Here is a 13,304-nt window from a genome sequence, read left to right as displayed (position 1 = left end):
AGCTACCGAGAGCGTATCGCCTTCCGCAGCGCCATCTGAAGATGGTAAATCTTGCGCAATGCAACTACGGGCTTACTAATCTCTTTCAACGATCTGGAAAATCGGGCATTCATCCGTCGACGCAAACAGTCGGGGGATGATGCGTGGCGATCAGGTATAGCGCGGTAGCGCTCACGGCCGTCGTGGCTGTCATCGGCCTTTCGGGCTGCAAGCCGAGCTCGTCCGAAACCACTGCGGCGCCGGTCGTGGTGACAGCTTCGTCCGAGGCAGATCAGCTCGCTGAAAAGCGCCGTGTCTATGTCGAAACCTACAACAACCTGATCGACCCCGACGTTGGCGTTGGCTTCGTCACCGCGGCGTATCGGGAACTCGACGTGCCCCATGCCGACGCGAGCGCCACGATCTACTTCCCGACCTTCCTGAACCTCGTGATGGCGATCGACCGTTTGAAGGAGGGCCGTGCGCTACCCGGAACTGCGATGGCCGCCGCGGATACCGCTGTCGATAATCTGATCATAAAATTGCAGACGCTGGTGACCCAGCTGCAGGCTTTGGAGCCCTACTACAAGACGCGCGCCTACCGCGACGACCGGCTCGCCAAGGGCAAGGCCGCGGATGCGCCGCTGTTGAAGGCACTGGATGAGACGCAGGCGTCGCTCCAGGATTTCGATGTCGTGCTGCGCGAGCAGGAGCGGTCGCTCAATGCTGCGCGCATCGACGCGCTTCGCAAGGGCGGTTTCGAAGGGGAGGCAAACTTCGTCGCCACGATGGCGGCGGGCGAAGCCTTCGTCCAAGCCGTCATTGCTGGCGATAAAGTCGAGGCCGATCGCTTGATGCCCTCCCTCGAAGCCGCGGCAACCGCTCTGGCCGCCTCAAAACCATCAGGCCAGGATGCAGGACTCAATAAGAATAAATTCGCAATGGTCGCTGGAAACGGGACGTCGATGATCGGCGCGTGGCGTGACTACAAGGCCAGCGGAAACGACACCGACCGGGAACGCGTCGTTGCAGAATACAACAGTGCGGTCTCGACGACCGAGTTCATCCAGCTGCCAACGCCTTAGCGGTGACAGCAGCAAATGGCTTGAAAGGCCGGATCCTGTCCGCTCAAGCCGGATGCCGTCAGCCTACCCCTTATCCCGTATCATCTGAGCCGGGTGAAACCCAAAGCGTCATATCGTTCACAAGTGGAGGCCTTAATGCGTAGAACCATCATTTCCCTCGCTGCACTCTCGATGATCGCCTCGACAAGCCTTGCCGAGGCTCAGTCCAAGCCGGGCCTTGCGGAACGCCGCGCCATCGCAGCCTACACGGAGGCGCAATATCCATCGCTCCAGAAGAAGATCCAGCAAGCAGCAGGGTTCGACGTGCCGATCAACGTCGACTGGAACAGCCTCGCGCTCCCCGGCGACGCCGAATATTACCCGCAGGACAATTATTTCGTGAAGACGATCTTCGGGCCGATCGAAGCTGCGCTTTCTCAGATCGCCAAGGACGACATGGGCAAATCCGCCCTGAAGGAGAGCCTGAAGGAAATCAAAGTCCAATATGAGGACGGTGGCATTCCGGCGACTGCGTACGGCGACCGCGTCAAGTTCGACGGCGGCGTCCTGACGGTGAACTTTCGTCCCTACACCAACACGGCGGATGTCGAGGATCGCACCAACGCCATTCTGAAGGTCCTCGAAGCGTCGCTATGATGCGCCCCCGACCGCTGTCGTCTCGCTGAGGATCAAGGGCGCCGGACGCGCACGGTCGTTTGCGATCAGCCGCTCCTGCGGCAACCGGGAGGGCCAATAGCCCGTGAAGGGCGAAGGGTGCGGCAGACGGGAGACCCGTCGCCTCTTCTGTTGCCGGAAGCAGGCGCAGGTGCTGACACCGGACTGGTGCTGGCGGTGTAAAGCACCGGCCAGTCCTCCGGCAAAGCACCGCGGCATTCCGTCATGGCCCTGAGGAACACGAGATGGAACGCCGACCCGTCGAACGCCCATGACGAGGCTGACCCACAATCACCGACGCCGCGGCCCCGATCGACCGCGGAAAGCGTCATTCCATCTTCGTCCAGCCCCGCATTCACAAGGATGGTCTTGTCGTCGTCCGGTCCTGCATTGACCTCAAAGTCGAGCAGCTTGGCGGGCGATCCCTCGAGCCAAAAGTGCCGCCCGACATTGTACGCTCCCTCAAAGACGCAGGAGCCGAAGATCCTGACGCCGCTCACCGCCTGGAAGGCTATGGGGGCGCGGTTGCTGTCACATTCGGGGCTCGCGCCTTCGATCCCTTCGGGCGGGTTTGGCGCTGGATCGAGTTCCGTCAACTTCACCGCCTGCACAGGCGCCAAGGGCTCCGGCAGCGCTGGCATATCGGCAGCACCGAGCGCGCCGCGCGCCACCAAGGCCGAGACATTGTCGGCCCGGCCTTGGCGATCGTCCATCGCGCGCAGGGCCGCGCTGAGGCCACGAAGGGAAATGTGTGCGGGCTCGGCCATGGCATCTGAGGCCACGACCAGTTCTTCGGCCGGTAACAGCGCCGTCAAGAATGGCAGCGCATCGGGGATCGAGGCCGAGGCGTAGCCGTCCTCGGCGCTGGCAGCGACCGCATCGATCCCGGGCGCACCCTTAGTGCCCGTGACGGACAGGTTGAGGTCGTGCTTCTCTGCGCCGTTTCCGACCGTGTCCGTTATGGCGACCAGTTTCACCTGGGGCACCGCATCCGGCTCGCCGCGCCGTGTTACCCTCAAATAGGCCGATCCGCCCGTGGCCTCCGCCGGCGGAAAGCCGACGGCGGTGCAGGTGGAAAGGTTGTCGCAACCGACCACCCAATCTCCAAAGGTTCGGATGGTGCCAATGCCGGAATCTTTCGGTCCCGCAGCCACCGCCGCCGTCGCGGGAACCATGAGAAGGGCGGCGATCGAAAAGAGCCGAGTGATCATGTGATTGGGTCCGCCCCGCTTCAACTGTCCTCGTCAACAGCAGCCCAGCACGGACATCGAAAACCGAGGGCCGTCAAGGTTGGGGCAGAGGGCGGGTTGCCAGAAGCCCATTCCAAGCTCCGCGTCTTGTCGACGAGGACTGGAATTCAGGTGCTGACTCACGCCGGATGGGAGATCGCGATGAGGTAGAGCTTCTATTTCGAGAGGCGCATGGGCCAAACTGAGCTGTTGCAAGGGTCCGTGACTTTTCCAGCCCTAAACGACCATTCCCTCACACCCCCGCCGGCCGCTCCCCGCCATACGCCCAGTCCAGCAATTCCACCGTGTGCACCACCGGCACGTCCGTCCCCGAGCCGATCTGCGTCATGCAGCCGATATTGCCCGTCGCGATCACCTGCGGGTCCACCTTGGCGATGTTGGCGAGCTTGCGGTCGCGGAGCGTCCGGGCGATTTCTGGCTGGAGGATGTTGTAGGTGCCGGCCGAGCCGCAGCAGAGGTGGCCTTCCGGCACGTCGCTGACGGCAAAGCCCGCGGCGCGCAGCAGCGCCTGCGGGATTTTCGTGATCTTCTGCCCGTGCTGCATCGAGCAGGCGGAGTGGTAGGCGAGTTTTAGCCCGGTGGCGTTGACCGGGGCGGGGAGGGGGAGGGCAGCGAGGAACTCGGTGACGTCCTTCGCCAGCGCCGAGACCCCTGCCGCCTTTTCGGCATAGGCCGGGTCGAGGCGCAGCATGTGGCCGTAGTCCTTGATCGTCGTGCCGCAGCCCGACGTCGTGACGATGATGGCGTCGAGCCCGCCGTCCTCGATCGCCCGCGTCCAGGCGTCGACATTCTGGCGGGCGAAGTCGAGCGCCTGCGCCTCGCGGCCGAGATGATGCACCAGCGCCCCGCAGCAGCCCTCGCCTTTCGGCACCACCACCGTCACGCCGAGCCGGGCGAAGAGCCGCACCGTCGCCGCGTTGATGCCGGGGTCGAGCACCTGCTGCGCGCAGCCCGACAGCAGCGCCACGCGGCGGCCGGCCTGGGGTGCGGGCGCGGGTATCGCGCCGGGGAAGGCGGCGGCGGGCGCGACGGCCGCGGGCGATGCGGCTCTCGCCTCTCCGGGGGAGGCCTGACGTTCGGCTGCCTGTCCGGGCATGGCCGGGCCCGCAACCGCCGATCCCGCACCGGCCGGTCCCACAACGGCCGATCCCGTAATGGACGGGGCGGCGCGGTGCCCAGTGGGTGCGGCCCGGGCCGGCAGGCGAGCGGGCGCAAGGCGCAGCATGGCGGCAAGCGGCTTCAGCGGGCCGGCCCGGTCGAACAGCGGCGCGAGCGGTTTCGCGAGCCCGGCAAGCTTCAGGCTCCAACGGAACCTTGCGGGATAGGGCAGCGTCATCGCCAGCACGGCGCGGATGGCCCGGTCGACCGGCGGGCGCTGGTAGGTTTTCTCGATATGGGCGCGGGCGTGGTCGACGAGGTGCATGTAGTTCACGCCCGAGGGGCACGTGGTCATGCAGGCGAGGCAGGAGAGGCAGCGGTCGATGTGCTTGACCACCGTCGCGTCCGCCGGCCGGTCGTTCTCCAGCATGTCCTTGATGAGGTAGATCCGCCCACGCGGCGAATCCAGCTCGTTGCCGAGGGTGACATAGGTCGGGCAAGTCGCCGTGCAGAAGCCGCAATGCACGCACTTGCGGATGATCCCCTCGGCATGGGCGGTCTCGGGATCGGCGCGCTGGGCGGGGGTGAAGTGCGTCTGCATGGGAGCCTGCCGGAAGTCGGGAAGGAAATGGCGAAGGGTGGGGCTGGACCGGCTGGGCCGGCGCTAACCCATGCGCCCGGGATTGAGCACGCCGGCGGGGTCGAACTGCTGGCGCAGGCGCTGTGCGAGCGCGGCCAGCGGTGCAGGCTGCGGCTGGAACACCTCGGTCGCCGCGCGTACGCTTTCGGAGGCGCGTACCAGGAAGGCGTGGCCGCCGCCGTGGCGGGCGAGCGCCGCGCGCACCAGCGCTGCCTCCGGCGCGTCCTCCATCTTCAGCCAGACCAGCCCGCCTTGCCAGTCGTAGAAGGCGTCGACGGCAGCGTGCATGCGCAGGCTCATCACCACGGCATGGCCCTCGCTCGGCGTGCAGGAAATCCGCCAGACCGGCTTCGCCGTGCCGTCGCAGAACGGCCTGACGTCTCTGACGTCCCGCCAGAGCGCTGCCGAAGCTTCGCCGTCCAGCGTCTCGACGGGCCCGACCTTGCCGAGCGCCGCACCGAGATGGGCGGCGCGCGCGGCGACCGAGGGGCCGAAGCCGTCGAGCCGGATCAGCGTCGCCGCTGCGTCGCCGAGCGCCCCGGCCGCCACCCGCCCCGCCACGTAGGCCGGCAGGTGCGCGGCGCCCGAGACCTCGGCGGGCGAGCCCATCGCCGCCGCCATCGCCTGCGCGGCGTCCGCGTCGCTGAGCCCACGCAGCACCAGGGTGCTCTCGGCCTCGCTCTTCGGCAGCACCTTCACCGTGATGTCGGTCATCACCGCCAGCGTGCCGAAGGAGCCGGTGAGGCCCTTCGAGAGGTCGTAGCCGGTGACGTTCTTCACCACGCGCCCGCCCGACTTGAAGATCTCCGCCCGGCCCGAGACGGCGGCAACGCCCAGCACGTGGTCGCGCGCCGCGCCTTGCTTCAGCCGCCGCGGGCCGGAGAGGTTGCAGGCGACGACGCCGCCGAGCGTGCCCTGTCCCGCGGGCAGCCCGAGCAACGGCCCGTAGTCCGGCGGCTCGAACTCCAGCCGCTGGCGGTTGGCGTCGAGCAGCGCCTCGATCTCTGCGATCCCGGTGCCGGCGCGGGCCGAGAGCACCAGCTCGTCGGGCTCGTAGAGCGTCACGCCTTGGAGTTCGGCCAGCGACAGCGTCCGCGCCGCCTGCACCGGCCGGCCGAGGCCGCGCTTGGAGCCGGTGCCCTCGACCGCCAGCGGCGCGCCGTCCGCTACCGCATCGGCGACGGCGTCGCGCACGTCTTCGGCGGAGCGGGGGTGGAGGATGTCGGGGCGGAGGGTTTCGGCCATGCTCATGCGCGCGGGGTGCCCCGATAGAGGTCGCCGAGCCGCAGCGAGACGCCGAACTCGGGCAAGGAAATCACGTCGTCGGCCGACCGGAAGACTTCGCCGTGCCAGCCGCTTTTGCGCGACCACAGCTCAAGGCCGATGTCGCTTTGGGAGATGATCAGCACGTGCACGCAGGTCGGCGCCTCGGCGTAGCGCCTGCGCTTCAGGCTGATGAACTCTGCCGTGTTCGATTCCGAGAGAACTTCGGCGGCGAGGTAGAAGGCCGTGGCATAGCGGATGTCATCGATCTCGGCGTCGAGAATGGCGACGTCCGGGATCGGGCGAAATGTCTCCCGCTCCTCCAGCCGGATGCCGACCTCCTGCAGGGCGAAGAGATCCGGCCGGTGGACGTCGAGGGCATCGTTCAGCCGGCGGGCGAGATTGGCCGCGATGCGCTGGTGGACCAGCGTCGGGGGCGCCATCATGAACGGTTCTCCGTCGATCAGCTGCCAGCGCTCCCCCTCCGGCCGCCCTTCCAGGAAGCGGTGGAACCCGGCCTCGTCGAAATCGTGCTTCAGGGCTTTCTGGATGGTCATCGCGCCCTCCGTCAGAACCGCGGCAGCTCGGGAAACGCCGTCTTGCCGGCATGCACGTGCATCCGCCCGAGCTCGGCGCAGCGGTGCAGCATCGGAAACACCTTGCCGGGGTTTAAAAGGTGCTTCGCGTCGAAGGCGCACTTCACCCGCTGCTGGTGCTTCAAATCGTCCTCGGTGAACATTTCCGGCATCAGGTCGCGCTTCTCGACGCCGACGCCATGCTCGCCGGTCAGGACGCCGCCGACCTTGACGCAGAGGCGCAGAATGTCGTTGCCGAACTCCTCGGCGGCCTCCAGCTCGCCCGGCATGTTGGCATCGTAGAGGATCAGCGGGTGGAGGTTGCCGTCGCCGGCGTGGAAGACGTTGGCGACGCGCAGGCCATGCGTCTCGGACAACTGCTTCATGCCCGCCAGCACCTCGGGCAGCGCCTTGCGCGGGATGGTGCCGTCCATGCAGTAATAGTCCGGCGAGATCCGCCCGACCGCCGGAAAGGCCGCCTTGCGCCCTGCCCAGAACACGGCCCGCTCCTCGTCGGAGGTCGAGACCTTGGCGGACGAGCAGCCATTGGCGCGGGCGATGCCCTCGACCTCGGCGAGGAGATGGTCGACCTCCGCCTTCGGCCCGTCCAGCTCGACGATCAGCAGCGCCTCGACATCGCGGGGATAGCCGGCATGGACGAAGTCTTCCGCGGCGTTGATCGCCGGCCGGTCCATCATCTCCATGCCGCCGGGGATAATGCCCTTGGCGATGATCGCGGCGACGCAGGCGCCTGCCTCCTCGCTCGAGGGAAAGCCGATCAAGACGGCTCTCGCGGTTTCCGGCGCCTGCAGGATGCGCACGGTCACCTCGGTGACGACGCCGAGCAGGCCCTCCGAGCCCGTCATCAGGCCGAGCAGGTCGTAGCCCTCGGAGTCCAGGTGCTTGCCGCCGAGCCGTATGACCTCGCCCTCGATGGTCACGAATTCGATGCCGAGGACGTTCGTCGCCGTCAGCCCGTATTTCAGGCTGTGTACGCCGCCGGAATTCTCCGCGACATTGCCGCCGATCGAGCAGGCGATCTGCGAGGACGGGTCCGGGGCGTAATAGAAGCCGCGGTGCTCGACCGCGCGGGTGATGCCGAGATTGGTGACCCCCGGCTGCACCACGGCGCAGCGGTTGTCGAAGTCTACGTCGAGCACCTTGTTGAAGCGCGACAGCACCAGCAGCACGCCGTCCTCGATCGGCAGCGCGCCGCCCGACAGCGAGGTGCCCGAGCCCCGCGGCACCACCGGAATGCTCTCTGCCTGGCAGTAGGCGAGCACGGCGGCGACTTGCCGCACCGTCTCCGGTAGCACCACGACCAGCGGCAGCTGGCGATAGGCGGTCAGGCCGTCGCTCTCGAACGGCCGCATCTCGTGGAGGCTGTCGACGACGCCCTCGCCAGGCACGATCGCCTTGAGCGCTGCGACGATCGCGGCCCGCCGCCCGAGGATATCGGCACTCGGCTTCGGCATCAGAACGGCCATGCAATCCTCCCAGATCAATGCCAGTGGGCCCGCGGCCCGGTGCGACCTTACCGCGCCGCCCGATCAACTGGTATCCCAGTCGCTGTACTTCACCCTAGCATGTGCTATCCCTCGCCGTCAGCGTCTTGGAAAAGTTCTAATTCCCATCGCATGTGCAAGGGGATGGGCGGGATCGCAGGGAAAAGCAGACATGAGCACGCACCAGGGTGAAAAAGCGTCGGTCGGCCTGTTCGTCACTTGCCTCGTCGACCTGTTTCGCCCGAGCGTCGGCTTTGCCGCGCTGAAGCTCCTGGAAGATGCCGGCTGCACCGTCACCGTGCCACAGAGCCAGACCTGCTGCGGCCAGCCGACCTATAACTCCGGCGACCGCGCCGATACCCGTGCCATCGCCGAACAGGTGATCGCCGCCTTCGAGGGCTTCGACTACGTCGTCGCGCCCTCCGGCTCGTGCGCAGCCATGCTGAAGAAGCACTATCCCGAGCTCTTCGCCGGCGATGCCGCCTGGCAGCGCCGCGCCGACGCCTTTGCCGGAAAAGTGTTCGAGCTCGTCAGCTTCCTCACCGATGTCCGCGGCGTCACCGCGGTCGATGTCGCCATCACCGGCACGGTCACCTATCACGATTCCTGCTCGGGCCTGCGCGAGCTCGGCGTCCACGACCAGCCGCGGGCGCTGCTCGCCAGCGTCGAGGGCCTGGAACTGGCCGAACTGCGCGACGCCAATGTCTGCTGCGGCTTCGGCGGCACCTTCTGCGTCAAGTTTCCCGACATCTCCAACGCCATCGTCACCAAGAAGGCGAAGGCGATCGAGGAGAGCGGCGCCGACATGCTGCTCGCCGGCGATCTCGGCTGTCTCATGAACATGGACGGCAAGCTGAAGCGCCGCGGCGTCGCCATGGAGGTCCGCCACGTCGCCGAGGTGCTGGCAGGCATGATCGACGCCCCGCCGATCGGCGGCCGGCTGTGACGGGCTGCAATCTGCGCCTTGCGGCGCTAGAATTCCTCCGCAACCCCGATGCGATGCTGGACTGAGCCATGCAGATCACCTCACATGCCTTCAAGTCGAACTCCGTCACCGCGCTGGCCAATCCGGACCTGCAGCGGGCGATGGGCAATGTCGAGCAGGGCTTCATCGGCAAGCGGCAGAAGGCGGTCGATGCCCTGCCGGAGTTCGATGCCCTCAGAGACAGCGCGGTGGCGATCAAGCAGCACACGCTGAAGCATCTCGATCTCTACATCGAGGCCTATGCGGCGAAGGTCGAGGCGGCCGGTGGCACCGTGCATTTCGCTGAGGATGCCGACCACGCGAAGGCGATCTTCCTTGCCATCGCCCGCCGGCGCGGGGCGAAGACGGTCACCAAGGGCAAGACCATGGTGTCGGAGGAGATCGGCCTCAACGCCTTCCTCGAGGCCAACGGCATCGTGCCGGTCGAGACCGATCTCGGCGAATACATCATCCAGCTCAGAGGCGAGCATCCGAGCCACATCATCGCGCCCGCCGTGCACCTGACGCGCGAGCAGGTCGAGGCCGACTTCCGCCGCGTCCACACCCATCTCGACCCCTTGCGCAACCTCACCGAGCCGGTGACGCTGCTGTCGGAGGCGCGCACCATCCTGCGCCAGAAATACGCCGAGGCCGACATCGGCGTCACCGGCGCCAACTTCCTGATCGCCGAGACCGGCTCCTCGGTGATCGTCACCAACGAGGGCAATGGCGACCTGACGCAGCTGCTCGGCAAGTGCCACGTCGTCTTCGCGTCGATCGAGAAGATGGTGCCGACGCTGGAGGACACCGCGCAGATCCTGCGCGTCCTCGCGCGCTCTGCCACGGGCCAGGAATCCACCGTCTACGCCACGTTCTCGACCGGTCCGAAGCGGCCGGAGGATGTCGACGGGCCGGAGGAATACCACGTCATCCTCCTCGACAACGGCCGCTCGGCGATGCTCGGCACCGAGTTCGAGGACATGCTGCGCTGCATCCGCTGCGGCGCCTGCATGAACCATTGCCCGGTCTACCATGCGGTCGGCGGCCATACCTACGGCTCGGTCTATCCCGGCCCGATGGGCGCGGTGCTGACGCCGGGCCTCTCGGGCATCGACAAGGCCGGCAATCTGCCGAACGCCTCGACCTTCTGCGGCCGCTGCGAAGCCGTCTGCCCGATGCACATCCCGCTGCCGAAGATGATGCGGCACTGGCGCGAGAAGGAGTTCGAGCAGCACCTGCAGCCGAAGGTCGCCCGCTCGGGTCTCGGCGTCTGGGCTTTCACGGCAAGGCGGCCGGCGCTCTACCGCACGCTGGTCTCGTTTGGGATGCCGATCCTGTCGGCGATGGCCGGGGCCAAGCGGCGCTTCGCGGCGCTGCCGCTCGCCGGCGGCTGGACGAAATGGCGCGATCTGCCGGCGCCGGAGGGGCGCACCTTCCTGCAGCAGGTCCGGCAAGGCGAGCGTCCCGCGGTCTCGGCGCGCGGTACGGTGCTGCCCAAGGCGCGCCTGCCGATCGCCGCGGCCAAGGCCGCCGCCGCGCGCGCCGCCGCCGCCGAAGCGCTGGACGCGGCGACCACGGCGGCGAAAGCTGCCGCGACGGCGGCGGCTGCTGCCACCAGCGGCACGGGAGCCTCGGCATGAGCGGCTCGGCGCGCGAGGCCATGCTGTCGCGCATCCGCCACGCCAATGGCGGGCGGCCGCGCGATCCCGAGCGGCAGGCCGCCGTCGACGCCCGGCTCGCGGGCGCGCCGATCGGCGTCATCCCCGCCCGCGGTCAGCTCGATGCCGCCGGCCGCAAGGCGATGTTCCGGTTGATGGCAGAGGCGGCGAGCGCGACCATCGCCGAGGTCGCAGGTTATGCCGACGTGCCGAAGGCCGTCGCCGACTACCTCCGCCTCAACAATTTCTCCGCGACGATCCGCATGGGCAGCGATCCAAGGCTCGCCGAGGGCGACTACGCCGACACCGCTGTGACCGTCGCCTATGGCCCGAGCGCCGGCGACGACCTCAACGGCCTGTCGCATGCCGAGGGCGGCATCGCCGAGACCGGCACGCTGATGCTCCTCTCCGGTCCCGACAATCCGACGACGCTGAACTTCCTGCCGGAGAACCACATCGTGGTGCTCAAGGCCGACGCCATCGTCGGTGGCATGGAGGCGCTCTGGCCGCTGGTCCGGGCACGGCAAGGCAAGGGCGAGATGCCGCGCTCGGTCAACTTCATCACCGGCCCCTCGCGGTCGGCGGATATCGAGCAGAAGCTGCTGCTCGGCGCGCATGGGCCGCGCGCGCTGCACATCATCCTCGTCGGGTAGAACGGATCCGCGTCCTTCACAGGACGCCTGGGACGGCCGGGCTGGCAGGCGCGCGGGATAGTGGCCCGATCCTCACCTCGGGCAAGCCAGCGCCCGACCGCCGAGGTGGCGACGGCATCGCACGGCTTGTCGCTGGCGGGCGCCGTCAGTTGCTGGTGAAACGCCTGCGCATCTCCGCCACGACCGCCGCCTCGGCCGGATCGCGCGGGCCCTTTGCCATGACGAGGCAGGCCTCCGAGGCGAGGATCAGTCCATCACTGAGGATCTTCAGCGCGTTGGCCCGCAGCGTCGAGCCGGTGGAGGTGATGTCGACGATGATGTCGGCCGATCCCGCTGCCGGCGCGCCCTCGGTGGCGCCGAGGCTCTCGACGATGCGGTAGCTCTGGATCCCGTGCCGGCGGGTGAAGAACTCCTGCGTCAGCCGCTGGTACTTCGTCGCGATCCTGAGGCGCCGGTGGTGCTTCTGGCGAAAGCTGGCCGCGACGTCGCCGAGATCCTCCATCCGGTCGACGTCGACCCAGGCCTCCGGCACCGCGACGATGACGTCGGCCTGGCCGAAGCCGAGCCGCGCGATGATCTCGACCTTGTGGTCGGCGTCCACGATCGTCTCGCGCACCAGGTCCTCGCCGGTGACGCCGAAGGCGACGCCGCCGCTGGCCAGTTCGCGGGCGATCTCCGAGGCCGACAGCAGGATCACGTCGAGCCCCTCGATGCCGTAGACGCTCGTGCGGTAGCTGCGGGCATCCTCGACGCCGGCGATCTCGATGCCGGCGGCGGAAAGCGCAGCCACCGCGTCCTCCTTCATCCGGCCCTTGGACGGGATGGCGAGCGTCAGCGTCATGCGGCCTCTCCGGTAGCGGGGGCGAGCGCGGCGATGCGGTCGAGCCAGAGCGAGAAGCCGACCGCGGGGATCGGCACGGTGGCGCCGAGATAGGTCAGCAGCCGGTCATATCGCCCGCCGCCGACCAGCGGCTGGGCCGCCCCCGGCGCCCGGATCTCGAACACCATGCCGGTATAGTAGTCGATCGCCCGGCCGAAAGCCGCCCGGTAGCGCACGGCGAAGAGATCGACGCCCGCTTCTGCCAGCGCGAGGTTGCGCTGCTCGAACACGGTGAGCGCAGCGCCGAGTTCGATGCCGCTCTCGGCCGAAAGCCCCCGCAACAGCCGCGAGGCGTCGGACAGCGGGCAGTCGATCGCCAAGAAGCGGCGCAGCAGTTGCAGCGAGCTCTCCGAGAGGCTCGCCTCGGCCACCGCCACCTTCTCGATCAGCCGCGCGGCGATCTCGGCCGGCGTCCGGCTGGCGGAGGGCGACAGCCCGCCCGCCTCCATCCGCGCCCGCACCGCCTGGATCAGGCCGACCATGTCGCGGTTCTTCGCGAGCGCGTGGAGATCGGGGGCGAGGCCCTGCAGCGCCTGCCCGTCGTGCCGGGCGAGATCGTCGAGCGCCGCGCCGAGCAGCATGTCGTCGCCGAAGGTGCGCACCAGCCGGCGCTGCCAGCCGTCGGGCAGGCCGAGCGCGGCAAGGAATGCCTCGAACAGGCCCTGGTCGCCCAGAACGATGTCGAGTGGCACGGGTCCCGCCGCGGTCTCGAGCCCGGCCAGTGCGTCGGCCAGCGCCCGCGCATCGGCGCGCGCCCGATCGGGGTCGCCGAGATCCTCGATGCCGGCCTGGCGAAACTCCGAGCCTTCTGCCCGCATCTGCCGGAAGACGAGGCCGATATAGGCATAGCGCCGCGGCAGCGCCGCGCCCTCTGCAATGTGCGAAAGGCAGACCGGGATGGTGAAGTCGGGGCGCAGGCACAGCGTCTCGCCGCTCTCGCCGCGGGTGAGGAAGATGCGCCGGCGCAGCGCTTCGCCCGCGGTGTCGAGATAGGGGTCCGCCGGCTGGACGATCGGCACCGTCACGGCGAAGGTCGAACGCGTGGCGAACAAAGTCTCGAGGGCGACATCCATCGCCGGGGGCACGGACGGAGCCATCGC

12 protein-coding genes are annotated in these 13,304 nt (G+C 68.1%); 5 read left to right on the top strand and 7 right to left on the bottom strand.

The annotated features are described in order from the left end of the window. Positions 1-143 precede the first annotated feature (143 nt). Both ACZL02_RS17615 and ACZL02_RS17610 read left to right on the top strand, forming a co-directional pair. Positions 144-1,064 (top strand): DUF3829 domain-containing protein, encoded by a 921-nt coding sequence (locus ACZL02_RS17615; RefSeq protein WP_472940197.1) that lies wholly within the window; start codon positions 144-146, stop codon positions 1,062-1,064. Between the two features lie 135 nt (positions 1,065-1,199). Next, positions 1,200-1,700, top strand: coding sequence for a hypothetical protein (locus ACZL02_RS17610; protein WP_472940196.1), 501 nt, complete (start codon positions 1,200-1,202; stop codon positions 1,698-1,700). A gap of 65 nt (positions 1,701-1,765) precedes the next feature. Here ACZL02_RS17610 and ACZL02_RS17605 read toward each other — a convergent pair whose 3' ends face one another. The 5 genes from ACZL02_RS17605 to ACZL02_RS17585 all read right to left on the bottom strand — a co-directional run bounded on the left by ACZL02_RS17605 (position 1,766) and on the right by ACZL02_RS17585 (position 8,031). Further along, on the bottom strand, positions 1,766-2,929 hold the full coding sequence (locus ACZL02_RS17605) for a DUF1176 domain-containing protein (RefSeq protein WP_472940195.1): 1,164 nt from the start codon (positions 2,927-2,929) through the stop codon (positions 1,766-1,768). 271 nt (positions 2,930-3,200) lie between these two features. Continuing rightward, positions 3,201-4,667, bottom strand: a complete 1,467-nt coding sequence (locus tag ACZL02_RS17600) for a heterodisulfide reductase-related iron-sulfur binding cluster (protein WP_472940194.1) — start codon at positions 4,665-4,667, stop codon at positions 3,201-3,203. Between the two features lie 63 nt (positions 4,668-4,730). After that, a complete protein-coding gene (gene glcE / locus ACZL02_RS17595; RefSeq protein WP_472940193.1) occupies positions 4,731-5,951 on the bottom strand; it encodes a glycolate oxidase subunit GlcE in 1,221 nt (406 codons plus the stop codon). 2 nt (positions 5,952-5,953) lie between these two features. Continuing rightward, positions 5,954-6,526: a Uma2 family endonuclease gene (locus tag ACZL02_RS17590; protein ID WP_472940192.1), complete on the bottom strand. Its 573-nt coding sequence runs from the start codon at positions 6,524-6,526 to the stop codon at positions 5,954-5,956. 11 nt (positions 6,527-6,537) lie between these two features. Beyond that, positions 6,538-8,031 (bottom strand): FAD-linked oxidase C-terminal domain-containing protein, encoded by a 1,494-nt coding sequence (locus tag ACZL02_RS17585; protein WP_472940191.1) that lies wholly within the window; start codon positions 8,029-8,031, stop codon positions 6,538-6,540. Positions 8,032-8,221: 190 nt separating this feature from the next. Here ACZL02_RS17585 and ACZL02_RS17580 point away from each other — a divergent pair, with 190 nt between their 5' ends. The 3 genes from ACZL02_RS17580 (at position 8,222) to ACZL02_RS17570 (ending at position 11,324) form a co-directional block, all read left to right on the top strand. Beyond that, positions 8,222-8,995 (top strand): (Fe-S)-binding protein, encoded by a 774-nt coding sequence (locus tag ACZL02_RS17580; RefSeq protein ID WP_472940190.1) that lies wholly within the window; start codon positions 8,222-8,224, stop codon positions 8,993-8,995. 68 nt (positions 8,996-9,063) lie between these two features. Further along, the gene (locus tag ACZL02_RS17575) at positions 9,064-10,653 is read left to right on the top strand and encodes a LutB/LldF family L-lactate oxidation iron-sulfur protein (RefSeq protein WP_472940189.1); all 1,590 of its coding nucleotides are present in this window, start codon (positions 9,064-9,066) and stop codon (positions 10,651-10,653) included. After that, entirely contained in the window at positions 10,650-11,324 is a 675-nt protein-coding gene (locus tag ACZL02_RS17570) for a LutC/YkgG family protein (protein ID WP_472940188.1), read from the top strand. Before ACZL02_RS17575 ends, ACZL02_RS17570 begins: the two co-directional genes overlap by 4 nt. 145 nt (positions 11,325-11,469) lie before the next feature. Here the strand turns inward: ACZL02_RS17570 and hisG are convergent, their stop codons facing one another. Next, positions 11,470-12,165 (bottom strand): ATP phosphoribosyltransferase, encoded by a 696-nt coding sequence (hisG, locus tag ACZL02_RS17565; protein WP_472940187.1) that lies wholly within the window; start codon positions 12,163-12,165, stop codon positions 11,470-11,472. After that, positions 12,162-13,301, bottom strand: coding sequence for an ATP phosphoribosyltransferase regulatory subunit (locus ACZL02_RS17560; protein WP_472940186.1), 1,140 nt, complete (start codon positions 13,299-13,301; stop codon positions 12,162-12,164). Before ACZL02_RS17560 ends, hisG begins: the two co-directional genes overlap by 4 nt. Between the last annotated feature and the right edge of the window lie 3 nt (positions 13,302-13,304).

The organism is Mesocryomonas fontinalis (genome assembly GCF_055730125.2).
This window is presented reverse-complemented; position numbering and strand designations above follow the sequence as displayed.